Genomic DNA, 22537 nt, shown 5'->3' with positions numbered 1-22537 from the left:
CGCGGAAGTCGTCGTACTCGCGCTCGAGTACGACGACTTTCGCGTAGTCGACGCCACCCGAGCCCGCTTCGCGTCCACTCGACACCGGGGGATGCGCGCACGGACCGGCTCGGACGGTGTCACCGAGCACCGTCGACGAGCTCGCCGTTCCCTCCCGAGCCCCGATCGGCCAGGATCGGAGGCGTGCCGATCCGCGACCTCGCCCCCTCCGACCTCGCGTCGCCGCGGTTCCTCGAACTGCTCCGGCTGGCCGCCGAGCTGCCGGAGGAGGAGCTCGCGCGCCTCCGCGACGAGGAGCTGCCGGCGCTGACCGTGATCGGAGCCGTCGAGGACGGCCGGCTTGACGCGTTCGCCGCCGCGCGACCCGTCGAGGAAGGCCTCGAGATCGAGTACGTCGCGTCACTGGTCCGAGGGTGGGGGTCGGCCCTCGTCCGCGAGCTGCAGCGGACGCATCCGGGAGCCGCGATCGTCGCCCGGACCGATGACGACGCGATCGGCTTCTACCGGCGCCTCGGATTCACCGACGCACCCGCCCCCGTCGACCCGCGCTGGCCCGACCGCCCGCGGTACCGCTGCACGCTGGCGGTGGCGTCGTGAGGCGGGTGCCGCGCACCGTCGCCGCTCTCGCGCTCCTGGGCGGCCTCGCCGCCTGCACCGCCGCTCCGGAGGTCGAGCTGGTCGGCGCGTACGGCGATCTGCACGTCGCTCCCGACGGATCGATGGAGTTCTGCACGTTCGACATGGACCCGGGCTTCGACGGTCCCGCCGAGCCGTGCTTCGACGGCATCGAGACGGTCGGGATCGACCCCGACGGCCTCGAGGAGGCGCCCGGCGGCTTCGTCGTCGTCCAGAGCGACGACCGACGCCACGAAGGCTCGGCGTCCGGAACCCCCCGACGCGCACCCGGCGGGACCCTCATCCACTCCGCCTTCCTCATCGGCACGATCGAGGACGAGGTCTTCGAGGTGACCGGCTACGGCACCGACCGCTACACGCTGCCGGCCGAGTACCACGAGCCGACCCTCGACGAGCCCGGCGGGTTCCTCGCTCCCGTCGTGCCTGTCCCGCGATGACGAACCCGCGGCCTACTCGATCCGCAAGGATGCCGGCGCACGTGCAGCTCGAGCCGCGCTGATCATCCGGAGTCGCCGCGGCTGACGAGCCCCGTCGGCGCGTCGAGAACCACCCGCCCGTCGAGCGCCAGCCGCTCCAGGAACGCCTCGTCGTGACTGACCACGATCAGCCCGCCCCGCCAGGCCGCGAGCACGTCCACGAGGTGGTCGGTCGTCGCCAGGTCGAGGTCGTTCGTCGGCTCGTCGAGCACGAGCAGCTGCGGAGCCGGCTGCGCGAGCACGAGCCCTGCGAGGGCGGCGCGGAACCGCTCGCCGCCCGACAGGGTCGATGCCGTCCGGTCGACGATCGCGCCCCGGAGGAGCAGCCGCGCGAGCGCGTTGCGCAGCTCGCCGGTCGGCACGGCGGGGGCCGCGCGCGCGACGTGCTCGAGCACCGTGCGGTCGTCGTCGAGCAGCCCCTCCCGACGCTGCGGGAGCCAGCCGACGCGGTCCGTGAGCACGGTGGCGTGCGTGCCGGCGATCGGATGCGGACGCGCCTCCGCCCGCACGAGCTGCTCGAGCAGCGTCGTCTTGCCGGTCCCGTTCGCGCCGACCACGGCGATCCGCTCGGACCCCTGCAGCACCGTGGTGCGGCCGCGCACCGTGATCTCGGCGAGCCGCCGCCCCGCCGGCACCCCCGGATCCGGCAGCGCGATGCGCACTGCGTCGTCGTCCCGCACCGCGCGCGATGCCGCGTCGACCTGCTCGCGGGCGCGCGCCTCCGCCTCGCCGTGACCGGATCGGAGGCGCCCGGCGGTCCCCTCGGCCCTGTTCTTCCGGGCGTTCGCGAGGATCTTCGGCATCGACTCCGCCGATCGGGCGCCCGCCTTCGCCCGCCGCGCGATCGTCGTCTCGGCCTCGATCCGCTGCCGCTTCTCGGCGCGGAGCAGCTGGTCGGCGTCGCGCAGATCGCGCTCGGCCGCGGCGCGCTCGAGGGCGAGCCGCTCCTCGAAGTCCGAGTAGGTGCCTCCGGAGGTGCGCAGCGCGCCGCCCCGCAGCTCGGCGATCTCGTCGACGTGCTCGAGCAGCTCGCGGTCGTGGCTGACCACGATCAGCGTGCCGCGCCACCGGTCGACGAGGTCGACCAGCAGACCGCGCGACCGGCGGTCGAGGTCGTTGGTGGGCTCGTCGAGCACCGCGATCGGTCTCCGCCGGAGGCGGACGCCGGTCACCGCGGTGAGGACCGCCTGCCCGCCCGAGAGGGTCGCGACGGGCCGGCGCAGGTCTTCCGGAAGCCCCGCCTCCCCGAGCGCGGCGACCGCCCGGGCGTCGAGGTCCCAGTCGTCGTCGAGCACCTCGAAGTGCCGTGGATCGGCGTCCCCGCCGAGGATCGCGTGCAGGGCGTCGAGCTTCCCGCGGATCCCGAGCAGATCGGCGACGGTGTCGTCGGGTCCGCGCCGGAGCCGCTGCGGCAGCAGGTCGACCGGCCCCGTCGTCGAGACGGTGCCGTGCGTCGGGGCGAGGTCGCCGGTGACGAGTCGGACGAGCGTGGACTTGCCGGCTCCGTTGGCTCCGACGAGCCCGGTGCGGCCACGGCCGAACGCGGTGGTGACCCGGTCGAGGACGACGTCGCCGTCGGGCCAGGCGAACGAGCAGTCGGTGAGGACGACGGAGGGTGTGATGGTGGAGGGCACGGTGCTCCCGGTGATGGTGTGTCGGCGCGCGACGACCACCGGGCTCCCGGCGTGCGGGAGCCTCGCCCTCAGCGGGCGGGCACGGGGGTCGTCAGTGCGAGGTCAGCGTCTGCGTCGTGGACGCAGTACCGGTGCTGATGCGCAAAGGACCGTCTTCCGTGCGGGGAGCCCCCGTGTCCGCGAGCCGTCCGGTCGGCCGGTGAGGTGGCCGCACCGACGTCGCGGCTCGCGACGAGGTACCCCAGCACGGTACGCGCGGGGCGCGGGAGGGCGCAAGGTGCGGCACCGGCGGCGCCGCGACGACGCGCCCCTTCATCGGGCGCGACACCTCTCGGCCGTCCTTTCCGGGATCGGGGTTCTCCGACCTCCGAGAAACCGGATCCGAGCACTGCGAAGAACCAGCCCCTCGTGTCCGACGCCTCACCTGTAGTCGGCGCTTCACGGGCCGGTCGCCGTGCCGATGAGCACCGTCTCGGTGTCGGCCCCGTCGAAGTGCGCCGCGCCGGCTTGAACCCAGAGGAAGGAACCGGCGGGATACCGCTCGAGACGCGAGCGGTCGAACGTCTCGCCGTAACCCAGCAGGAGCTCTCCGCGCGCGACGAAGAGATGAGCGGCAGCGCTGTGCGAGTGAGGTGCGTCGAAGAACAGCAGCGGGATCCAGAAAGCGTAGGTGAACTGCACGTCCGCGTCCCACATGCCGACGAGTTCTGCGCGCAGGAGCGGTGCCGGGCCCGCGATGCTCTCCAGCGACTCGTCCGGGGTCCGCTCTCGCGACGCAACCGACACCATCGGAGGCACGGCGCGCTTGGCAGAACAAAGCAGCGATGCTCGCACGAGCAGTACGACAGTGGTCTCCGGATCCGGGCAGCGAATCGGCGGGTTGCCTGAAATCTGAATCGCACTCAAGCAACAGCGCAGCGCAGCGCCTTTCGAGAGCGTCGCCGAAATGCGGAGAGGGCCGGCCCCCGCGGGCGCCGGCCCTCTCCGACCAGCTCGAGCTAGTCTTCAGCACTCTGCCCGCGAAGCAGCCAGACGGCCCCCCAGACGTGCAGAGCGAGGAACGCGATGAAGAGTCCGATGAATCCGGCGAAGAAGAATGCCGGGTCGGTATCCGCCGATGTGGGATTAGCTGGAGCCCACACCACCTCTGGCAATGCGTATGCGGCCATCAATGACAGCGAAAAAGTCAGCACCAACGGCAACAGTATGGCGATCTTCTTCATCAGCTGACTCTCTTTCTCAAGGGGCGGCAGTTGGCAGTGACGTGGACGGTAGCACCTCAGCAGGCATAGGTGTGCATCGTGTAGTTGAAGCTGTTGTGAATCTGGTGCCACCTGCCATCGCCGCGCACGCGAGCGGGTGCCTGCTTGGTTCCGGCCTCGGTGTACCACCAGGCGCAGGCACCTGGCATGAGCTTGTAGCCGTCGGCGTCCGACATGAACGACTTCGACGACTGGCCGGGCGACAGAGCGGCGATCTTGCCGGACGACGCTGAGCCGCTCCATGCAGAGCCGACGAACACGGTACGTGTCGAGTCCTTTGCGCTGTGGACGATGCCACACCACCCGAAGCTGCATTCGGAAGCCTGGGCAGAGGTGGCGACGACCGCCCCTGCGCCGAACCTCCCGAAGATCACCGCCGCGGCCGCGGCCACCTTCGTGATGCGGCTCTTTCTCGCGGAGCTATAGCTCATGAACATGCGATTCCCCAATCCCTCAGCGATGTGTTGGTTGCTGATGCGAGGAACGCTAACTAAACATGACGACTTCTCACATGAGAGGAGCCTCAGGGATAAGGATGTGGCGTGAATAGAGACGCCGATCGCGCAGGCCGGACAATAATCGTCACTGCCTGCGGTGCTTCGCCGCCGTGCTTCTCTACCTCACGGAAGAGAGATCGCGACATTCCGGCATCGTCTGCCGTGAATCGAGATGCGTCAGTCGGCGGCTAGGTGGAGTAATCCGTCGCCGACTACCGTGACGGTTTTCACCTGTGCGGCGCTATGTCGGCTTGATTCGCCTCGGCCGGTTACGCCGAATCACTGCGCCCCATCGCAGTGCCTCAGCGGCTCTGTGCGGGGAACATGAGGGAGAGGGCTGCATCGGCTTCAATCGGTTTGTCGCCTTCATACCCGTTTCAAGGCATCTTCGCCGGGCACTCCTCGCCGTCAGCACCACAAGAAGACCCGTCGTCCTGCACGGCATCTGCGGGCGCCCCGTTGCCTACTACTGTCATCGAGAGCACGGCCCGCACCGCGCGCGCCGCAGAACGGAGCAGCATGATCGCGATCGATCTCACCGGGAAGACGGCCCTGGTCACCGGATCCGGGCAGGGCATCGGGCTGGCGATCGCCGTCGGACTCGCGAGGGCCGGGGCGGACGTCGTCGTCAACGCCCGCTCGCAGGGCTCGATCGACACGGCCGTCGCGGAGGTGCTGCGGCAGGTTCCGGAGGCGTCCGTCCGCGGAGTCGCCGCCGACCTCGCGACCGACGAGGGCACCGCGGCGCTACTCGAGGCGGTCCCGAGCGTCGACGTCCTCGTCAACAACCTCGGGATCTTCGGCAGCGCCGATCCGCTCACGATCAGCGACGACGAGTGGCGCCGCTACTTCGAGGTCAACGTGCTGACCGGCGTGCGCCTGACCCGCGCCTACCTGCCCGGCATGATCGAGCGGGGCTGGGGGCGCGTGCAGTACAACGGCAGCGACTCCGCCGTCGCGACGCCGGCCGAGATGATCCACTACGGGGTGTCGAAGACGGCGCTGCTCGGAGTGGCGCGGGGCTTCGCGAAGGCGGCGTCCGGCACCGGAGTCACGGTGAACAGCGTGCTCGCGGGCCCGACGCACACGGGCGGGGTCGAGGACTTCGTGCACGAGCTGGTCGACGCGTCCCTCCCCTGGGACGAAGCGCAGCGCGAGTTCATGCGGCTGCACCGGCCGAACTCGCTGCTGCAGCGGCTGATCGAGCCGGAGGAGATCGCGAACATGGTCGTGTACCTCGCGTCGCCGCTCGCCTCGGCGACCACGGGCGCGGCAGTGCGGGTCGACGGCGGGTACATCGACGCGATCGTGCCGTAGCAGTGGAGAAGCAAAGGGAACGAGGCCGGCTACGGCTCGTGCCTTCTAGGACAGCTCGCCGTCGTCACGGCCCCTGCGAGCGGTAGGTCGAACTGCTCACCCACGTCGCCGGACTCTGCACCCGCCGCTCGAGACGCTGCGTCTCGCTGACGAGCGACCGACTACCGTTCAGGACTCCCCGGTCTCCGGCAGCGCATTGAGGCTCAGTCGGTGAGGTCCTGCAGAGCAGCATCGATCACGGAACCGGGTAAGACCTCTCGCGCGTTGAGTATCTCCATGCCGAGCAGCCGGCCGCCCTCATCGAAGTCGAGAATCACTTCCCCCAGACCTCCGGGAGTCGCGATCGAAGGGAGCTGCTGGGCGGCCGAACCGTCCGCGATGCGGTCCGCGACCATGATGTACGCCGCGTTCGCAGTCGGATCGTACGTGACGCGCATCGCTCATCCCTTCGTGAGCGTGTCGATGTCACCGCTCGTGTCGTCCATGATGACGCGGATCCTCTTCTTGCCGGATCCCTGCGTGAAGATCGATGTCCCCTTGTTCCCGGCCGTCTTCGTGCCGTTCTGCACAACATGCTCGATCGGGCCCTGCATCGCGCTGCACGAGTTGCGACGCCTCCCTCCCCTGGGACGAGCCGCAGCGCCAGCTCATGCGACTGCACCGGCCGAACTCGCTGCTGCAGCGGCTGATCGAGCCGGACGTGCGACCGGCGCGAGCGCTACCCGCGGTCGATCGCGGACCGATCCGCCCCGCTCGCACGTCGCACCGGCGCGACCGATCCCGCCTCGCGCCACGATCCCCCGATGCGCTCCTGCACGAGCGGCGCGGCCGGGTCCTCGAGCCGTGCGAGCAGCGCCTCCACTCCCCGCCGCCCCAGCTCGTGCGCCGGTGAGACGAGCACGTCGAGCTCGGGATCGCCGAAGTCGGCGACGTCGGGCGTCGAGGCGAGCAGCACGATCGACACGTCCTCCGGCACGCTCACTCCGCGGTGGCGAAGCTCTTGCGCGAGTCCGAGGGCGATCCCTCCGTCGAACACGACCACCGCCGTCGCGTCGCCGAGCTCCGCGGCGAGCGCGCGTCCGCCGCGAGCCGACTCCTCGGCCTCGAGCAGCACTGCGGAGAGACCCCGCTCCCCCGACACGCGCCGGAACGTCTCGCGGGCGCGAGCGTTCGCTCCGAAGCCCTCGACACGCTCTGGACCGCCGAGCACCAGGGCGATGCGCTCGTGCCCGAGCGACGACAGTCGCGCGAGCGACTCGTCGACCATGCCCTCGATATCGATGTCGACCCAGTCGAGGGCGGAGGGGTCGCGGGTGCGGCCGATGAGCGCGAAGGGCGTCCCGGAGTCGCGCAGCACGTCGACCCGGTCGTCGTCGAGGGCGACCTCCATCAGCACCACGCCGTCGACCAGCCCGTCGGCACGGAGTCCGGCGAGGCGCTCGGAGGAGTCGAGCGAGGGCCACAGCACGATCGAGTACCCGCGCTCGGCGGCGGCCTCGGCCGCTCCGGCGAAGAAGAGGGTGGCCGTGTTCAGCAGGCGCGGTCGGACCAGGGGGAACACGACCGCGAGGATCATCGAGCGGCGGCGGGCGAGCGCTCGGGCGAGGGCGTGCGGGCGGTAGTCGAGCTCGGCCATCGCGTCGACGACGCGCTGCCGTGTCTCGGCGGTCACCGGCTTGGAGTCGTTGACGACGAACGAGACGGTGGCGATCGAGACGCCCGCGCGCTCGGCGACGTCGCGCATGGTCGCCATGGTGCTCCTCCGCTCGTCGCCCCTCCCGGTTGACGAGCGGCGGTGACGTCCATCATCCTGGACACCGCGGTAAAGCGGTTAACCGCTCGCGACTCCGTCAGTGCCGACCCGTGAAGGACTTCCCGTGACCACACCCTCCTCCCCCGTCCGCGTCCTCGTCTGGGGCGAGAACCGCCACGAGCAGATCGAGGAGGAGGTGCGCGCGATCTACCCCGACGGCATGCACACGACGATCGCCGCGGGCGTCTCCGAGAACCTCGGCGACCGCGCGGAGGTGTCGACCACGACCCTCGACGAGCCGGAGCACGGTCTGACGGAGGAGGTCCTCGCGGCCACCGACGTGCTCGTCTGGTGGGGGCACGCCGCGCACGGCGAGGTCGCCGACGAGGTCGTCGAGCGCGTGCACCGCCACGTGCTCTCGGGCATGGGACTGGTGGTGCTCCACTCCGGCCACTGGTCGAAGATCTTCGGGAAGCTGATGGGCACGACCTGCACGCTGCGCTGGCGATCGGAGCAGGACCGCGAGCTGGTCTGGACCGTCGACCCGACGCATCCGATCGCCCAGGGCGTGCCCCACCCGGTCGTGATCCCCCAGCAGGAGATGTACGGGGAGTTCTTCGACGTGCCCGCGCCCGACGAGCTGGTGTTCCTCTCGACGTTCTCGGGCGGCGAGGTGTTCCGCTCGGGGATGACCTGGAAGCGGGGGCACGGCAAGGTGTTCTTCTTCTCGCCCGGCGACCAGGACTACCCCGTCTACCACCACCCCGACGTGCGGCGCGTGATCGCGAACGGAGTGGAGTGGGCGCGCACCCTCCGCCCCGAGCGCACCCTGCCGGTGCTGCAGCGGTACGAGACCGAGGACTTCCACAACGGTCACGACTACGAGGGGGCGCTCGTCCGATGAGCGCTCCCGTGCGCATCGTCCAGGTCGGCGCGGGAGCGATGGGGCGCGCCTGGCTGCACGCACTGCGCGACTCGGCCGACGTCGAGCTGGTCGGCCTCGTCGACCTCGACACCGATCTGGCCGAGCGGGCCGCGGCGGAGGAGGGGGTCGCTCCGGTCGCGATCGGCACCTCCGTCGCCGAGGTCGCCGCGCGCTCGGGCGCCGAGGCCGTGGTCAACGTCACCGTGCCGCGCGCGCATCTGCCCGTGAGCACCGAGGCGCTGTTCTCCGGACTGCCGGTGCTCTGCGAGAAGCCGATCGCGCCGACCGTCGCCGAGGCGCTCGTGCTCGCGGCGACCGCGGAGGCCTCGGGGCGGCTGCTGATGACCAGCCAGTCGCGCCGCTACTACGCCGCGATCGCCGCGTTCCGCGCGCAGGTCACCGAGCTCGGGACCCTCGGCAGCGCCTCCGTCGAGTTCGCGAAGGCGCCGCACTTCGGCGGGTTCCGCGAGGAGATGCCGCACGTGCTGCTCGTCGACATGGCGATCCACGCCTTCGACGCGGCGCGGTACGTGCTCGACCGCGACCCGGTGTCGGTGTACTGCGAGGAGTACAACCCGGAGTGGAGCTGGTACGCCGACGGCGCGGCGGCGACCGCGGTGTTCGAGTTCGCCGGAGGGGTGCGCTTCACCTACACGGGCAGCTGGTGCGCCGACGGATTCGAGACGTCGTGGAACGGCAGCTGGCGCGTGAACGGCGCGGGCGGGACGGCCCGCTGGGACGGGGACGGGGCACCGGAGCTGCAGGAGCGGGAGTCCGATTTCGCGCGGACCGGAGTGCTCGAGCCGGTGCCGGAGGAGATCCGCGGCTCGCTCGCCGAGTTCGTCTCCGCGCTGAGCACCGGGCGCACGCCGTCGGGCGAGGTGCACGCGAACGTGCGGAGCCTGGCGATGGTGGAGGCGGCGGTGCACTCCTCCAAGACGGGCGCGCGGGTGCGGATCGACGACGTGCTGGAGGGCGCGTACGCCGAGGCGCTGGGGCTGGCGCGCGACGAGCGCGTGCGCTCCGCGCTGGCGGCGTGGGGGACGGCGGCCGCGGGGCTGGCGGCCGCACCCCTGCTGGTCGAGTAGCCGCGCAGCGGCGTATCGAGCGGCGAAGCCGCGTTGCGTCTCAGTGGTGAGGGAAAAGTCGGCTGCCTGCAGCCGACCCAACCACCCGCAGGAGGTGACTTTTCCTAAGAGACCCACCCCTCTGGACCACGTGAATCTCAATACGCCCGCTCCGCGGGCTACTCGATCAGCAGGCATCCCCCAGTGCCTGCGTCAGTCGTCGCTTCCCGTCCACGTTCCTTCGAGGCGTTGAAGCACTCCGAAGCGCTGCTCAGCAGTCATGGTTCCGTCGAACTCGAGGACGAAGCGGTCTGATCTGTAGAAGTCCGCGTCACTGAAGACGACGTCCTGTCGCGCGTGGTCGAGCGTGTCGAACCGGTAGATCGACACGCCGTCACCCTGAACGCCCTCGACGCATCCCCGACGGTCGCCGCAGGCGTCAGCACTCGGCGCCGACTCTGCTGTGAAGCCGGGGACGCCATCGTGCACGACGTCGACGAGAGTGATGCCGCGGCGGGAATCGTCGAGAAGTCTCGCCGAGGCCCACGCGACGCCACCGGCGAACACGACGCCGATCATGAACCCCGTGGCAACGGCGACGAGGGTTCTCCGCCGCCGTGATCTGTCAGCCAGGTTCATCACCAATTGCACTTGTGGCTGAGCACGTCGGCCCAGTTCGCGTTAGCGGGACGGACCGCTTCGAGATCCCAGTGGATCCCTGCGCCGATGACGGCCCGACCCCAGAGTGCATGGCACTGGTACTGCTGATACATGCTTCGACTGTTCCTCACTGCCGACCATGAGGAGGCGAACTCCTCCCATCCGGCGGTGCTCAAAATGGTGTAGCCGAGGTTCCCGGCTCCCATCGCGACACCCCACGCCGTCAGTCGGCCAGAGTAGACGGCGCGTCCCTGAAAGGCCCCTTTCCGATTGACCGTCATGGGAGAGAAGAGTCGCTGGCCCAGCCACGGGTCGGCCGTGATCGGGTACTGGTACTCGCCTGAGTCGTGCTCCACGACCTGCGTGATGACCGAACCCGTGACTTCGTAACGAGTGGGGACGGCGACGCCCGCGGCGTCGTAAGCCCATGCCGGTGCCACGCCGAGGGCCATCGTGCCGTCTGGAGCGATGGCCAGTAGCGCTCCGTTCCCGGCATCGGACAGCGCGGTACCAGCCGGCAGATCGACGCCTACCGAGTACGCCCGCGGCGCGCTCGGCGTCTCGATGACGGTCACGACCTGCAATGAGCCGTCCGAGCGACTGAGAGGAATCGTTTGAGACCCGTCGCCGTTGTCGATGACTTCGATCCCCGCGCTCGAGACGCTCACCTCCACTGCGTTCTGGGCAGCGACCAGATCGACGGCAAGAGGATCCTCGCCTCCGTTCGTGACTGCGACATCTGTCGCTTCGTGTAGCGCAGCGCTGTCACTCGACGAGGTTCCGGGCGCACCGGCGCCGGGTTCTGCGGCGGCGCCGACACCCTGTAGGACTGAGATCTCGGTCGGAACCTTGCTCAGAAGTTCGACCACGCCGTCCGCACCGGCGCTCGACGCGGGCGACTCCGCAGGTGCGAGAGTGGCCGCGCTCAGGGCGAGCGCGACGGACAGCGCCACGCAGATCAAAGTGGGTTTCTTCATTTGTTCTCCTGAGAATGAGCATCCTTCATATTAGAGATCAGGTTTCCGGGCGTCATTTAGGGAGAAATGGGGACAATTCGGGGTACGGAGCCGCTCGACGACGCGTCCTGCACGTCGATGCCCATTCGAGTGGGCCCCAATGCATGACGGCGTCTCTCGCATGCACGGCCGACCAGGCCTAGCGCGTGCGACGCTCCAGCCGGTGCCGGCGGAGATCCGCGGCTCGCTCGCCGAATTCGGTTCCGCGCTGCGCACGGGCTTGAGGTCGGGCGAGGCGCACGGGAACGTGCGGGGCCCGGCTCTTGTGGAGGCGGCTGGCCGCTTCCCCGAGACGGGCTTGGGGGTGCGTGTCGAGGACGCGCTCGGACGCGCTCGGAGGCACTGGGACTGGCGCGCGACGAGTTCGCGCGCTCCGCTCTGGTGGCGTGAATACGGCGGCGGGGCTGGCGGCCGCCCCTCCCTCGCTGGTCGAGTAGCCACGCAGCGGCGGATCGAGCCCCCACTCCCCTCCGGACCACCCGGATGCTGAGCTCGATTCGCGCAGGCACCGCGCGTTCACGTCGCGGCGACCGCGCGTTCACCCGGGCGGACCAGCGTGGACGGGTTCCCTTCGAAGCCGCTCAGGAGACCCGTGCCCCGTCCTCATGCCCCCCGCCGCGCCGCCGGCGCCGCGATCGTCCTCACCCTCGCGAGCTGCACGCTCGGAGCCGCCCTGCCCGCCGCGGCGAGCGGCGACTCCTTCTTCACCCGCATCGCCACCGTGCCCGCGTACCTCAACGCCGCCGACCCGGCCGTCGACTCCGCCGTCGCCGAGATCTCGAGCGCGTCGCCCGACGGCCGCCTCGTCTACTCGACCGACTCCGCCGGTCAGCGCATCAACGTCCTCGACATCAGCGACCCCGAGTCGCCGGAGCCGCTCGGCGGCACGGGCGTCGGCGGCGAGCCGACCTCCGTCTACGCGACCGGCGAATACGTCCTCGCGGTCGTCGACACGAGCGACGGCGACTTCGCGAACCCCTCCGGTCACGTGAGCGTGCTGCACGCCTCGGACCTCGCGCCGGTCGCGACGATCGAGCTCGGCGGACAGCCCGACTCCATCGACGCCACCACCGCCGGCGACACCGCCGTCATCGCGATCGAGAACCAGCGCGACGAGGAGTCCACCCCCGAGGGTGCCGAGGAGGGCGACCTGCCGCAGGCGCCCGCCGGCGAGCTCGTCGTGATGGACCTGGCCGGGGACCCCTCGACCTGGGTCGCCGAGCACGTCTCCCTCACCGGACTCGCGGGCCTCGACACCCCCGAGGACCCCGAGCCCGAGTACGTCTCGATCAACCCCGCCGACACGGCCGTCGCCGTGACCCTGCAGGAGAACAACGCCGTCGCGATCGTCGACCTGGCGTCGCGCGAGGTCCTCACCTCCTACTCCGCGGGCACCGTCTCGGTCGACGGCATCGACACGCTCGACGACGACACGATCTCGCTCACCGGATCGATCACCGATGTTCCGCGCGAGCCCGACGCCATCGGCTGGGTCGGCGATGCGCACGTCGCGATCGCGAACGAGGGCGACTGGAAGGGCGGCACGCGCGGCTGGTCGATCCTCGACGCGGCCACCGGAGCGGTGCAGTGGGACGCGGGGAACACCTTCGACCACCTCGCCGTGAGCCTCGGCCTCTACCCCGACAAGCGCTCCGACGCGAAGGGCTCCGAGCCCGAGGGCCTGCTCTCGGCGACCTTCGACGGCGTGCCCTACGTCTTCGTCGGCGCCGAGCGCGCCAACTTCGTCGCGGTCTACGACGTCTCCGACCCGACCGCGCCGCGCCTCGTGCAGGCGCTGCCGTCGACGCCCGGTCCGGAGGGGCTGCTCGCCCTGCCCGAGCGCGACCTCCTCGTCGTCTCGAGCGAGACCGACGACGCCGAGGCGGCGCTGCGCGCGACCGTGCAGCTGTACGCGCTCGGCGCCTCCGCCCCCGCGTTCCCGACGCTCGTCTCGGCCGACGCCGACGGATCGCCGCTGCCCTGGGGCGCCCTCTCCGGGCTCTCGACCGACCCGGCCGACGCCGACCGCCTCTACGCGGTGAGCGACAGCGCCTACGCGCCGAGCACGATCCACTCGATCGACACCTCCGTCACCCCCGCGGTGCTGGACGCGACGACGACCGTCACCGAGGCGGGTGAGCCGGCCGCCCTCGACCTCGAGGGCATCGCGGCGCGCACCGACGGCGGCTTCTGGGCCGTGACCGAGGGCGAGACCGGGCCCGAGAACGCCCTGCTGCGCCTCGACGCGTCCGCCGCGGTGCTCGAGCGCATCGTGCTCCCCGCCGAGGTCGCCGACGCGCTGGGCTCGCAGGGCTTCGAGGGCGTCACGATCGAGACCGGCGCCGAGGGCGAGATCATCTGGACCGCGCTGCAGCGCGAGGCCTCGATCGACGCGGACGGAGTAGTGCGCCTCGGCCGCTACGACGTCGCCGCCGGCTCCTGGAGCTTCTTCGGCTACCCGCTCGAGGCTCCCTCCGGAGTCGAGGGCGACTGGAACGGGCTGTCCGAGATCACCCTGACCCCGGCGGGCACGCTCGCCGTGATCGAGCGCGACAAGCGCAACGGTCCGGATGCGGCTCTCAAGGCCGTCTACACGGTCCCGCTCCCCACGGGCGCGGGTGCCGCGGTCGGCGAGGAGCTGCCGATGCTCGAGAAGACGCTCGCGGCCGACGTGCTGCCGGCGCTCGAGGCGGGCGACGGCTGGACCCAGGAGAAGCTCGAGGGGCTCGGCATCACGGGCTCGGGCGAGGTCTTCGTGGTCACGGACAACGACTCGGTCGACGACGCGAACGGCGAGACCGTGCTGGCGTCGCTCGGCTCGGCGGAGTCGGTCTTCGGTGCGGCGGTCTCGCCGGAGCCGACGCCGGTTCCGACGGGCGAGCCGACCGTCGCACCGACGGCGGAGCCCACCACAGCACCCACCGCCGAGCCCACCACGGCCCCGACAGCGGCCCCCACCGCCGCGCCGGCTCCGCACGCCACCACCCCGGCCGCGGCCGTCCCGCCGCACACCCCGGCGAAGCCGACCAGCGGACTCGCCAGCACCGGCGTCGAGGGCGGCTGGCTCACCGCCGCGGCCCTCGGCCTGCTGGCCGCCGGCGCCGTCGCGCTCGGACTCGGACGCCGCCGCACCGCGCGCTGACAGCACTGAGCCGAGGAGCCGGCTCCCGCGAGACGCCCCGCGCGTCCCCGGGAGTCGGCTCCTCCGTCGTCGAGGCGCCGATTCCGGCCGGCCCCGCGCAGAACATCAGCCGAGGAGGGGGTCTGTCGCCTGACAGCGGACAGACCCCCGCGCAGCCGACGTACCGCAGCAGCCCGCCCCCGCGCCCGTAGTCTGGAGTCCCCGCCCGGTCGCGGGTCCGACGATCGAAGAGGCCGCCCCAGCGTGAACGTCCGCGAGCTCCTCACCCACCCCGAGCTCCAGCTGACCCTGGTGACCGGCGACGAGGTGCAGCTCTCGCGCGCGATCTCGGGCACCTACACGATCGACCTCCCCGATCCGGGCCGCTTCCTCTCCCCCGGCGACGTCGTGCTCACGAGCGCGCTGTGGACCTCCGGCCGCGAGAGCGTCGAGCGGTTCGTCGGCCAGGTCGCCGATCGCGGAGTCGTGGCGATCGTCGTCGGCCTCATCGCCGTCGGCACGCTCCCCGCCGGCATGGCCGAGGTCTGCCGGCGGCACGGAGTCGCGCTGCTGACGGTCTCGCCCGAGGTGTCGTTCAAGACGATCGGCCAGACCGTCGCGGGGGTGCTCGCGCAGGCCGACCTGCCGACTCTCGGCCGCGACGCCCGCTTCGCCCGGCGCCTGCTCCAGGACCTCGCCGCGGGCGAGGGCGTGCACGCCGCCCTCCGCGCCTTCTTCGAGGAGTTCGCGCACGGCAGCTGGGTGATCGACCGCTCCGGCGTCCTCGTCGCGTCGGCGGGCGGCATGCCGTCCCCCGCCGAGTCCGGATCGGCCTGGGACGCCTCGCTCGCCTCCTCCGACGACCGCTGGGACGTCGCGCCCGGCAGCCGCACCCTGTCCCGGAAGGCCCTGTTCTCCTCCTCCGGCGAACGGCTCGGCGTGCTCGTGGTGGCCGGCGATCAGAGGGGCTGGTCGGAGGAGTCGGCCGACGCCGCCGATCTGCTCGCGAGCACCGTGGCCGGTCGCCTCGCGCTCGCCCGCCGCCGCGAGCAGGAGGCGGCGGGTCCGCTGCTCGACCTGCTCCGCGCCGTCGAGAACGACGAGCTGCCGGACGGCGAGGTCTCGGTGCGACTGCGCCTGCTCGGAGCCCGGCTCGGAGCGCCGCTGCGGGTGGTGCTCGCCCGCTCGGACGATCCGTCGCTCCCTCCCGAGGCGCTGCTGCGGACGCTGCGCGAGGCCGGCGAGCGCGAGCACGCTCTGGCCCTCGGCGGGGTGCTCGACGGAGGCGCGGTGCTGCTCCTGGGCGATCCGCACGACGAGGAGAGGCAGCCGGGGCCCGCCCTCCGCGCCGCCGTCGAGGCCGAGCCGTGGCTCCTGCGCGGACGCCGGGTGTCGATCGGCGTCGGTGACGGCTCCCGCTCCGTCGGGCAGCTCGGAGCCTCGCTGCTCGCCGCCCGCGCCCGGGCGACCGCGGCCGCCGGCTCCTCCGCGGACCCCGTCACGGTGCTCGCGCACACGGTGCCGGTCTCGAGCGGCGCCCTGCTCGAGCTGATCTCGCCGCGCACTCGCGCCGCCTTCGCCCGCGAGGTGCTCGGCGAGCTGGTCCGCTACGACGACGAGCACCGCTCCGACATGGTCGAGACCCTGCGCGTGTTCCTCGAGAGCGGAGGCGCGTGGCGCCGGGCCGCGGACCTCCTGCACCTGCACGCCAGCACGCTCCGCTACCGGGTGCAGCGCATCGAGGCGCTGACCGGCCGCGACCTCGGCTCGATGTCCGACCGCGTCGACCTGCACCTGGCGCTGCGCTACCTCTGAGCGGGAGGCGAACCGCCCGAGGACTCTCCACGCAGCGCGGAACCCCGGGCCCCGTCGTACGGGATCTCCCGGGGTTCACTTCCGGATCCACCGCGATGGACCGACCCGGCGATTCTCACACGCCCCGCCACCCGCACGACGGGACCCGCCACGGGGCGCTGCGGGTTCGGAACAGCCGGAGCCCCTACGCCGACGCCGCGTGCGCGTCGATCCGCGCGAGCAGCTCCTCCTGGACCTCGGGCGACGCCCACGAGCCGAGCACCGAGTTGCGCGCCAGCTGCACCAGCTCGTCGCGGGTGAAGCCCGCGCGGGAGGCCAGCGCGAGGTAGTTGTCGGCGACGTACCCGCCGAAGTAGGCGGGGTCGTCGGAGTTGACCGTCACCCGCACGCCGCGCTCGAGCAGCGCGCGCAGCTCCACCGCCTTCATGTCGCTCGAGACGAACGAGTTCGACAGCGGGCAGCAGGTCAGCGCGAGTCCGCGCTCGAGCACGCGCTCGACGAGCTCGGGAGCCTCGACGATGTTCGTGCCGTGGTCGATGCGGTCGACGCCGATCTCCTCGAGCACCTGGCGCAGGTGCTCGACGCTGTTGGGCTGGTCGACGTCGCAGTGCATGGTCAGCCGGAGGCCGGCCTCACGGGCGAGCGCGAACACCTCGCGGAACTTCGCCGGCGGATTGCCCCGCTCGTCGGAGTCGAGCCCCACGCCGATCAGGCGGTCGGCGAACGGCAGCGCGCGCTCGAGCGTCTCGCGCGCGCTCTCGGCCGACAGATCGCGCAAGAAGCAGAGGATGAGCCCCGCGTCGATCCCGAGCGCGGCCGCGTCGACGGCGGCGCGATGGTAGCCGCCGATCACCGACTCGAACGGCACGCCCCGCGAGGTGTGCGCCTGCGGGTCGAAGAACACCTCGGCGCGCACGACCCCGTCGGCGGCGGCGCGGCGGAAGTACTCCGTCGCCAGGTCGTAGAAGTCCTGCTCCTCGCGGAGCACGTCCATCGCCGGGTAGTAGACGGCGAGGAACGAGGCGAGTGAGTCGAAGTCGTACGAGAGCGCGGCGGGCACCGGCAGGCCGTTCCGCTGAGCGAGCCGGGCGCGCAGCTCCGGCTCGAGCGTGCCTTCGAGGTGCACGTGCAGCTCGGCCTTGGGCAGGCCGCGGACGAAGGAGTCGAGGGTCACGGGGACCTTCCTGTTCAGCGGGCCGTCGCGATGAAGTCCATCGCGACGAGGGGTCCGGGCAGCGCTGCGCCGAGCACGGTGCGCGCGGGCGGATCGACGGGGAAGCGCTCGGCGTAGACGGCGGAGGAGGCGGCGAAGTCGCGCTCGAAGTCGGTGAGGATCATCGTGATCCGCACCACGTCGCCCAGCTCCAGGCCGAACTCGGTGCCGAGCAGCCGTTCGATGTTGTCGAGCGCGGCGGCGGTCTGCGCCGCGACGCCCTCGGGCACCGAGCCGTCACCCGGCGCGAACGGTCCGATGGCGGATCCGTAGACCACTCCGTGCGCCTCGACCGCGTGGCTGTAGGCCCCGCGCGGCGCACCGAGCGCCTCGGCCGAGACGAACCGGCGGGGTGCGGCGGTCATCGGAGCGATTCCGGCAGCGCGCCCGACACGACCCGGCCGCGGGACACGACGGCCTCGATGCTCTCGGCCCGCAGGTCGTCGATGCTCTCCCACGGGCGTCCGCGCAGCACGACGAAGTCGGCGCCGAAGCCGGCCGCGAGCCGCCCGACGCGCGCGCCCAGCCCGACCACGGCGGCCGCGTCGGACGTCGCCGCGATCAGCGCCCGCTCCGAGCTCCAGCCGAACGCGGTGCGCATCCGCCGCACCTCGTCGAGCTGCTCGCCCCAGTCGACGTAGACGCCGTTCGCGTCGGTGCCGAGCACGAAGCGCACCCCGGCCTCGCCCGCCGCGAGGAAGCCGGCGTCGCGGGTGGCGACGACGTCCTGCGCCTTGAGCGACGCCTCCGGGGACGACGGCGCCCGACCGGCGGCGATCACGTCGTTGATGAAGAGGGTGGGAGCGACCGGCAGGTTCCGCTCGACGAGCGTCGCCCAGTGCTGCGGACCGATGGCGGTGCCGTGCTCGATCGAGTCGACGCCGAGCGCGAGCGCGCGGTCGAGGCCTTCGACGGAGTGGGTGTGCGCGGCGACGGGCATGCCCAGCGCGTGCGCCTCGTCGATGGTCGCGGCGATCTCGGCGTCGGTCTGGTTGCGCCAGCCGACCCGGTCGCCCATCGAGAGCACTCCGCCGCTCGTGTAGATCTTGATGCCGTCGGCGCCGGCCCGCGCCCAGGTGCGGACCAGTCGTCGGCACTCGTCGGGGCTGTCGGCGACGCGGTCGCGGTGCGGGTAGTGCGGAGGCACGAACAGGTCGCCGTGTCCGGCCGTCATGCCGACCGCGCCGTGCGTGACGAGCCGCGGCCCGTCGGCGATGCCCTGCTCGAACATCCGCGCCACGGTCATCTGCAGCTCGTCGGCGCCGAGATCGCGCAGGGTCGTGACTCCGGCGCGGGCCGCTTTGCGCGCGTTGTTCGCGATGTGGAACACCCGCTCCTCGCGCGGGGTGATCAGCGGCCAGGAGGCGAAGTCGGCGGTGCCCGCGCCCGAGTAGGCGCCGAGGTGCACGTGGGTGTCGACGAGGCCCGGGATGATCGAGAGAGCCTCCCCTCCGCCGCCGTCCCCCGCCACGGGGTCGACGGAGACGATCTCGTCGCCGTTCCACGCGAGGGCCGCCGTGCCGAGGGCGCGCCGCCCGTCCCAGATCGTGCCGGTGATGGTGTTGCCGCTCATGCCGCTCCTCTAGTCCTGTCCGCCGAAGCGGACGGCCGCCAGTCTCTCGCCGATCGCCACGACGGCGTAGGCCGCGACTCCCAGCGCCGTGATCACCGCGAGCGACGCCCACAGCTCGTCGTAGCGGAAGCCCGCCGAGGCGCGCTGCACCGCTCCGCCCAGGCCCTTCCCCGTGGCCAGCCACTCGGCCAGCATCGCGCCGCTCAGAGCGGAGGGGACCGCCACCTTGGCCGCCGCGAAGATCGCCGGCACCGCGGTCGGCAGGGCGACCTTGAGCAGCACGTCCAGCGGCGAGCCTCCGTAGACCGTCACCAGCTCGAACGACTCGCGCGAGAGCGAGCGCAGCCCGAACACCACGGTCACGAGCGCCGGGAAGAAGACGGCGACCGCTCCCACCACGGCGACCGCCGCGATCCCGTTGCCGATCGCGAGCGTGATCAGCGGGGTGACCACGATCAGCGGCATCGACTTGAGCAGCATCGCGATCGGCATCACGGTGGCCTCGAGCGAGCGGACGAGCACGAAGAGCACCGCGATCGCGAGCGCGACGAGCATGCCCGCCGCGTAGCCGATGAGGGCGTCGAGCGCGGTGACGCCGAGGTTGCCGAAGACGACTGCGCGGTTCTCGGCGGCGTCGGCCTCGACGAAGAGGTAGGTCGCGACGTCGGTCGGCGTCTTGCCCAGGAGGGGCGAGATGTCGGCGATCGCGAGGAACGCGTACCAGAACGCGATCGCGAGCACCGCGGCGATCGCGAGCGGGACGAGCTCGGCGCGGACGATGCGGAGCGCGAGGCGCGGCGTGAGGTCGCGGGCGCGGGCGCGACGGGCGGGAGTGCGCGTGGCGCTCATACGACTCCTCCCGTTCGGCGCAGGACCGAGCGGCGGGTGGCGCGCGGAGTGCCGGTCACACGCGGCATGACCCAGCGTCCGACGGCCGTGATCAGCGCGTAGCCGAGGATCGTGACGACTCCGCTCAGCACCGCGAAGGCCCAGGCGCGCTCGACGTCCATCTGGCGCTGCGCGACCGCGAGCGCGACTCCGAGGCCCGTCGTCACTCCGCCGAGGTACTCGCCGAGCACCGCGCCGAGGATCGCCGCGGGCACGCCGACCTGGAGCGCCGTGAGCGTCGCGGGCACGGCCGCGACGGCCTGCACCTTCACGATCTGCGCCCAGCGGCCGCCGCGGTAGGCCGAGACGAGGTCGAGCGCGGTGCGCGGAGCCGAGCGGACGCCCAGCAGCGCGCCGATCAGGGTGGTGAAGAAGACCAGCAGCGCGGCGAGGAAGATCGAGGTGGTCCGGCCGCCGAAGATCACGAGGATCACGGGTCCCACCGCCGTCAGCGGGAGGCAGTGGCTGATCACGCCGATCTGCTCGATGACCCGGTGGGTCCACGGCAGCAGCAGCGCGACGACGGCGAGCGCCAGTGCCGCGATCGTGCCCCAGAGGTAGCCCCAGCCGGCCGCGAGCACGGTATCGCCGACATTGCGGAGGTAGAAGAGGGGACCGTCGCGGAGGAACGCGGCCACGATCGCGCCGGGGCTCGGCACGGCACGGCTCTCGCGGTAGACGGTCTCGGCCAGGATCCACCAGACCGCGACGAACACCGCGAGGCCGGCGAGGACGCGCCAGTTCGTGCGCAGCCAGGTCACCCCTCGTCCTCCATCGCGACGCCGTGCTGAGAGAACAGCAGGTCGGTGATGCGGTCCTCGATCGCGTGGAACTCGGGGCTGCGGAGCATCTCGACCGTGCGCGGACGCGGCAGGTCGATGTCGATGACCTCGACGATGCGGCCGGGCCGGGGCGACATCACGGCGACCGTGTCCGAGAGGAGGATCGCCTCGGCGATGCCGTGCGTCACCATCAGGGTGGTCGCCGGCCGCGCGGTCCAGATGCGCTGCAGCTCGAGGTTGAGGCGCTGGCGCGTCATGTCGTCCAGCGCGCCGAACGGCTCGTCGAGCAGGAGCAGATCGGGCTGCACCACGAGCGCGCGGGCGATCGAGGCGCGCTGGCGCATGCCGCCCGAGAGCTGCGACGGGTAGGCGTCCTCGAAGCCGGTCAGACCGACCAGGTCCAGCAGGTCCGGGATGCTGTCGCGCTTGGACGCCTGCCGCGTCAGCTCGAGCGGCAGCCGCACGTTGGAGCGCACCGAGCGCCAGGGCAGCAGCGCCGAGTCCTGGAACGCGATGCCCAGCTCGGCCTTCCGCTTCGTGCCGACGACGGGAGTGCCGTGGATCGAGACGGAGCCGGTGGTCGGCTTCTCGAGCCCGGCCAGCATCCGGAGGATCGTCGACTTGCCGCAGCCCGAGGGGCCCAGCAGCGACAGGAACGACCCGCGCGGAGTGACGAGGTCGACCTCGGCGAGCGCCTGCACCGACCGGGAGCCCAGGTCGAAGCGCTTGCTCAGGCCCGACAGGCGGATGCCCTCGGCGCCGTTCTCGATGGTGGTCAACGTCTCGTCCTCTCGCGCGGGTCGTCAGGGAGTGCTCGGGGCTCAGCCCTCGAGCAGCTCCGGGTGCTCCTCGTAGACCTCGTCGATCAGCGTGGTGTCGAAGAGCTCGTCGGCGTCGAGCTCGATGCCGGTCAGCGCCAGGGAGGCGACCGACTGCTCCTGCAGCTCGTCGCTGATGGTGAGCAGGCCGTTCTCGTCGGTCTCGGGAGTGCTGATCAGCTCGGTCTGGGTGACCATGACCTGCGCCTGCTCCTCCACCTTGTAGTTCTGGTCGGCCGCATAGTCGGCGACGACGGTCTCGGCGGTCGCCTCGGGGTCGGCGACGGCGTCCTGCCAGCCCTGCACGAGGGCGAGCAGCAGCGCCTTCACCTTCTCGCGCTCGTCGTCGATGCTCGCCTGAGCGACCACGATCGTCTCGCCCACCATCGGCAGGCCGGTGTCGGCGAGCAGGAACTGCTGCGCCGAGAATCCGCGCTGGTTGAGCGTGTTGGCTCCGGCGGTCGCGTAGCCGATGTAGCCGTCGACCTGGCCGGTGGTCAAGAGCGTCGAATCGGTGAGAGGCACGCGGTTCACGTCGGACTCGTCGATGTCGTTCGCGGCGAGGAACGCGCGCCAGACGAGGTCGTTGCTGTCGCTCACTCCGATGGTCTTGCCGACCATGTCCTCGGGGGTCTCGATCGGAGCGTCGGTCAGCGAGACGATCGCGAACGGGTTCTTCTGGTAGGTCGCTCCGACGATCTTCATCTCGGCGCCCTCCGAGATCGCGGGGCCGGTGATCAGCGGGGAGGAGACGCCCGCGAACGCGGATCCGCTCGCGATGGCCGTCTCGGCGCCGGTCGCGCCGGTGCCGCCGGGGGTCAGGGTGACGGAGTCGAAGCCCGCGTCGGCGAAGTAGCCGTTCGCGTCGGCGAGGTACTCGCCCGCGAACTCGACGTGGGGGACCCAGGAGAGCTGCATCGCTGCCTCGCCGAACGAGCCCTCCTCGCCCGAGCCGGAGGCGCTCGCGTCGGAACCGCTCGAGCAGGCGGTGAGGGCGGTCGTGGTGGCCAGGGCCACGGCGAGCGCGCCGAGCACGGCGCGGCGACGCGAGCGGGTGAGGACGGTGAGGGGCATGCGGGCTCCA

The 22537-nt window shown here is 71.7% G+C and carries 23 protein-coding genes; 7 read left to right on the top strand and 16 right to left on the bottom strand.

Features of this window, described 5'->3' with window-relative positions; all coding sequences use genetic code 11:
• The first annotated feature begins 183 nt into the window (after positions 1–183).
• The gene (locus LRG51_RS18700) at positions 184–597 is read left to right on the top strand and encodes a GNAT family N-acetyltransferase (RefSeq protein ID WP_230674171.1); all 414 of its coding nucleotides are present in this window, start codon (positions 184–186) and stop codon (positions 595–597) included.
• 5 nt (positions 598–602) lie between these two features.
• Positions 603–1073, top strand: coding sequence for a hypothetical protein (locus LRG51_RS18695; RefSeq protein ID WP_230674170.1), 471 nt, complete (start codon positions 603–605; stop codon positions 1071–1073).
• A 62-nt stretch (positions 1074–1135) separates the two neighbouring features.
• Here the strand turns inward: LRG51_RS18695 and LRG51_RS18690 are convergent, their stop codons facing one another.
• The 4 genes from LRG51_RS18690 to LRG51_RS18675 form a co-directional block, all read right to left on the bottom strand.
• The gene (locus LRG51_RS18690) at positions 1136–2746 is read right to left on the bottom strand and encodes an ATP-binding cassette domain-containing protein (RefSeq protein ID WP_230674169.1); all 1611 of its coding nucleotides are present in this window, start codon (positions 2744–2746) and stop codon (positions 1136–1138) included.
• Between the two features lie 438 nt (positions 2747–3184).
• Complete coding sequence (locus LRG51_RS18685; protein WP_230674168.1) at positions 3185–3580, bottom strand: cupin domain-containing protein; 396 nt, start codon at positions 3578–3580, stop codon at positions 3185–3187.
• A gap of 164 nt (positions 3581–3744) precedes the next feature.
• On the bottom strand, positions 3745–3969 hold the full coding sequence (locus tag LRG51_RS18680) for a hypothetical protein (protein ID WP_230674167.1): 225 nt from the start codon (positions 3967–3969) through the stop codon (positions 3745–3747).
• Positions 3970–4025: 56 nt separating this feature from the next.
• A complete protein-coding gene (locus LRG51_RS18675; protein WP_230674166.1) occupies positions 4026–4439 on the bottom strand; it encodes a hypothetical protein in 414 nt (137 codons plus the stop codon).
• A gap of 588 nt (positions 4440–5027) precedes the next feature.
• Here LRG51_RS18675 and LRG51_RS18670 point away from each other — a divergent pair.
• Positions 5028–5822, top strand: coding sequence for an SDR family NAD(P)-dependent oxidoreductase (locus tag LRG51_RS18670; protein WP_230674210.1), 795 nt, complete (start codon positions 5028–5030; stop codon positions 5820–5822).
• 203 nt (positions 5823–6025) lie between these two features.
• Here the strand turns inward: LRG51_RS18670 and LRG51_RS18665 are convergent, their stop codons facing one another.
• The 3 genes from LRG51_RS18665 to LRG51_RS18655 form a co-directional block, all read right to left on the bottom strand.
• Positions 6026–6259 carry a DUF2283 domain-containing protein gene (locus LRG51_RS18665; protein WP_055789443.1) on the bottom strand — a complete coding sequence of 78 codons (234 nt, stop codon included), beginning with the start codon at positions 6257–6259 and terminating at the stop codon, positions 6026–6028.
• Between the two features lie 3 nt (positions 6260–6262).
• Positions 6263–6415, bottom strand: coding sequence for a hypothetical protein (locus LRG51_RS18660; protein ID WP_230674165.1), 153 nt, complete (start codon positions 6413–6415; stop codon positions 6263–6265).
• Between the two features lie 125 nt (positions 6416–6540).
• Complete coding sequence (locus tag LRG51_RS18655; protein ID WP_230674164.1) at positions 6541–7575, bottom strand: LacI family DNA-binding transcriptional regulator; 1035 nt, start codon at positions 7573–7575, stop codon at positions 6541–6543.
• Positions 7576–7699: 124 nt separating this feature from the next.
• On the opposite strand from LRG51_RS18655, the gene LRG51_RS18650 reads away from it, so the two are divergent.
• Both LRG51_RS18650 and LRG51_RS18645 read left to right on the top strand, forming a co-directional pair.
• Positions 7700–8479 carry a ThuA domain-containing protein gene (locus LRG51_RS18650; RefSeq protein ID WP_230674163.1) on the top strand — a complete coding sequence of 260 codons (780 nt, stop codon included), beginning with the start codon at positions 7700–7702 and terminating at the stop codon, positions 8477–8479.
• The gene (locus LRG51_RS18645) at positions 8476–9588 is read left to right on the top strand and encodes a Gfo/Idh/MocA family protein (protein WP_230674162.1); all 1113 of its coding nucleotides are present in this window, start codon (positions 8476–8478) and stop codon (positions 9586–9588) included. The genes LRG51_RS18650 and LRG51_RS18645 overlap by 4 nt, the downstream gene beginning before the upstream one ends.
• 192 nt (positions 9589–9780) lie before the next feature.
• Here the strand turns inward: LRG51_RS18645 and LRG51_RS18640 are convergent, their stop codons facing one another.
• Entirely contained in the window at positions 9781–10206 is a 426-nt protein-coding gene (locus LRG51_RS18640) for a hypothetical protein (protein WP_157603103.1), read from the bottom strand.
• A complete protein-coding gene (locus LRG51_RS18635) occupies positions 10206–11204 on the bottom strand; it encodes a DUF2599 domain-containing protein (RefSeq protein WP_230674161.1) in 999 nt (332 codons plus the stop codon). Before LRG51_RS18635 ends, LRG51_RS18640 begins: the two co-directional genes overlap by 1 nt.
• A gap of 631 nt (positions 11205–11835) precedes the next feature.
• Between LRG51_RS18635 and LRG51_RS18630 the strand changes: the two genes are divergently transcribed.
• A complete protein-coding gene (locus tag LRG51_RS18630; RefSeq protein WP_230674160.1) occupies positions 11836–14385 on the top strand; it encodes an esterase-like activity of phytase family protein in 2550 nt (849 codons plus the stop codon).
• 243 nt (positions 14386–14628) lie between these two features.
• Positions 14629–16179, top strand: coding sequence for a PucR family transcriptional regulator (locus LRG51_RS18625; RefSeq protein WP_230674159.1), 1551 nt, complete (start codon positions 14629–14631; stop codon positions 16177–16179).
• Between the two features lie 184 nt (positions 16180–16363).
• On the opposite strand, the gene add is transcribed toward LRG51_RS18625, so the two are convergent.
• Genes add through LRG51_RS18590 form a run of 7 tightly spaced genes read right to left on the bottom strand, consistent with a single transcriptional unit; the run spans position 16364 to position 22527 of the window.
• Positions 16364–17353, bottom strand: a complete 990-nt coding sequence (gene add / locus LRG51_RS18620; protein ID WP_230674158.1) for an adenosine deaminase — start codon at positions 17351–17353, stop codon at positions 16364–16366.
• A 14-nt stretch (positions 17354–17367) separates the two neighbouring features.
• On the bottom strand, positions 17368–17757 hold the full coding sequence (locus LRG51_RS18615; protein WP_055789420.1) for a RidA family protein: 390 nt from the start codon (positions 17755–17757) through the stop codon (positions 17368–17370).
• Entirely contained in the window at positions 17754–18965 is a 1212-nt protein-coding gene (locus LRG51_RS18610) for an amidohydrolase family protein (protein WP_230674157.1), read from the bottom strand. Before LRG51_RS18610 ends, LRG51_RS18615 begins: the two co-directional genes overlap by 4 nt.
• Positions 18966–18974: 9 nt before the next feature.
• Complete coding sequence (locus tag LRG51_RS18605) at positions 18975–19814, bottom strand: ABC transporter permease (RefSeq protein ID WP_230674156.1); 840 nt, start codon at positions 19812–19814, stop codon at positions 18975–18977.
• Positions 19811–20614, bottom strand: coding sequence for an ABC transporter permease (locus LRG51_RS18600; protein WP_230674155.1), 804 nt, complete (start codon positions 20612–20614; stop codon positions 19811–19813). Before LRG51_RS18600 ends, LRG51_RS18605 begins: the two co-directional genes overlap by 4 nt.
• Positions 20611–21414, bottom strand: coding sequence for an ABC transporter ATP-binding protein (locus tag LRG51_RS18595; protein ID WP_230674154.1), 804 nt, complete (start codon positions 21412–21414; stop codon positions 20611–20613). The genes LRG51_RS18600 and LRG51_RS18595 overlap by 4 nt, the downstream gene beginning before the upstream one ends.
• 42 nt (positions 21415–21456) lie before the next feature.
• Entirely contained in the window at positions 21457–22527 is a 1071-nt protein-coding gene (locus LRG51_RS18590) for an ABC transporter substrate-binding protein (protein WP_055789410.1), read from the bottom strand.
• Positions 22528–22537 lie beyond the last annotated feature (10 nt).

Source organism: Rathayibacter sp. Leaf248, assembly GCF_920939495.1.
Taxonomy (GTDB): domain Bacteria; phylum Actinomycetota; class Actinomycetes; order Actinomycetales; family Microbacteriaceae; genus Rathayibacter; species Rathayibacter caricis.
Note: the sequence above shows the minus strand (reverse complement) of the source record. Positions and strands in the feature narration are given on the sequence as shown.

Bases quoted from the DNA above. Each gene is read 5' to 3' on its own strand.
- LRG51_RS18680 (WP_230674167.1), bottom strand. From the start codon at position 3,969: ATGAAGAAGATCGCCATACTGTTGCCGTTGGTGCTGACTTTTTCGCTG.
- LRG51_RS18675 (WP_230674166.1), bottom strand. From the start codon at position 4,439: ATGAGCTATAGCTCCGCGAGAAAGAGCCGCATCACGAAGGTGGCCGCG.
- LRG51_RS18665 (WP_055789443.1), bottom strand. From the start codon at position 6,259: ATGCGCGTCACGTACGATCCGACTGCGAACGCGGCGTACATCATGGTC.
- LRG51_RS18660 (WP_230674165.1), bottom strand. From the start codon at position 6,415: ATGCAGGGCCCGATCGAGCATGTTGTGCAGAACGGCACGAAGACGGCC.
- LRG51_RS18655 (WP_230674164.1), bottom strand. From the start codon at position 7,575: ATGGCGACCATGCGCGACGTCGCCGAGCGCGCGGGCGTCTCGATCGCC.
- LRG51_RS18645 (WP_230674162.1), top strand. From the start codon at position 8,476: ATGAGCGCTCCCGTGCGCATCGTCCAGGTCGGCGCGGGAGCGATGGGG.
- LRG51_RS18640 (WP_157603103.1), bottom strand. From the start codon at position 10,206: ATGAACCTGGCTGACAGATCACGGCGGCGGAGAACCCTCGTCGCCGTT.
- LRG51_RS18635 (WP_230674161.1), bottom strand. From the start codon at position 11,204: ATGAAGAAACCCACTTTGATCTGCGTGGCGCTGTCCGTCGCGCTCGCC.
- LRG51_RS18615 (WP_055789420.1), bottom strand. From the start codon at position 17,757: ATGACCGCCGCACCCCGCCGGTTCGTCTCGGCCGAGGCGCTCGGTGCG.
- LRG51_RS18610 (WP_230674157.1), bottom strand. From the start codon at position 18,965: ATGAGCGGCAACACCATCACCGGCACGATCTGGGACGGGCGGCGCGCC.
- LRG51_RS18605 (WP_230674156.1), bottom strand. From the start codon at position 19,814: ATGAGCGCCACGCGCACTCCCGCCCGTCGCGCCCGCGCCCGCGACCTC.
- LRG51_RS18590 (WP_055789410.1), bottom strand. From the start codon at position 22,527: ATGCCCCTCACCGTCCTCACCCGCTCGCGTCGCCGCGCCGTGCTCGGC.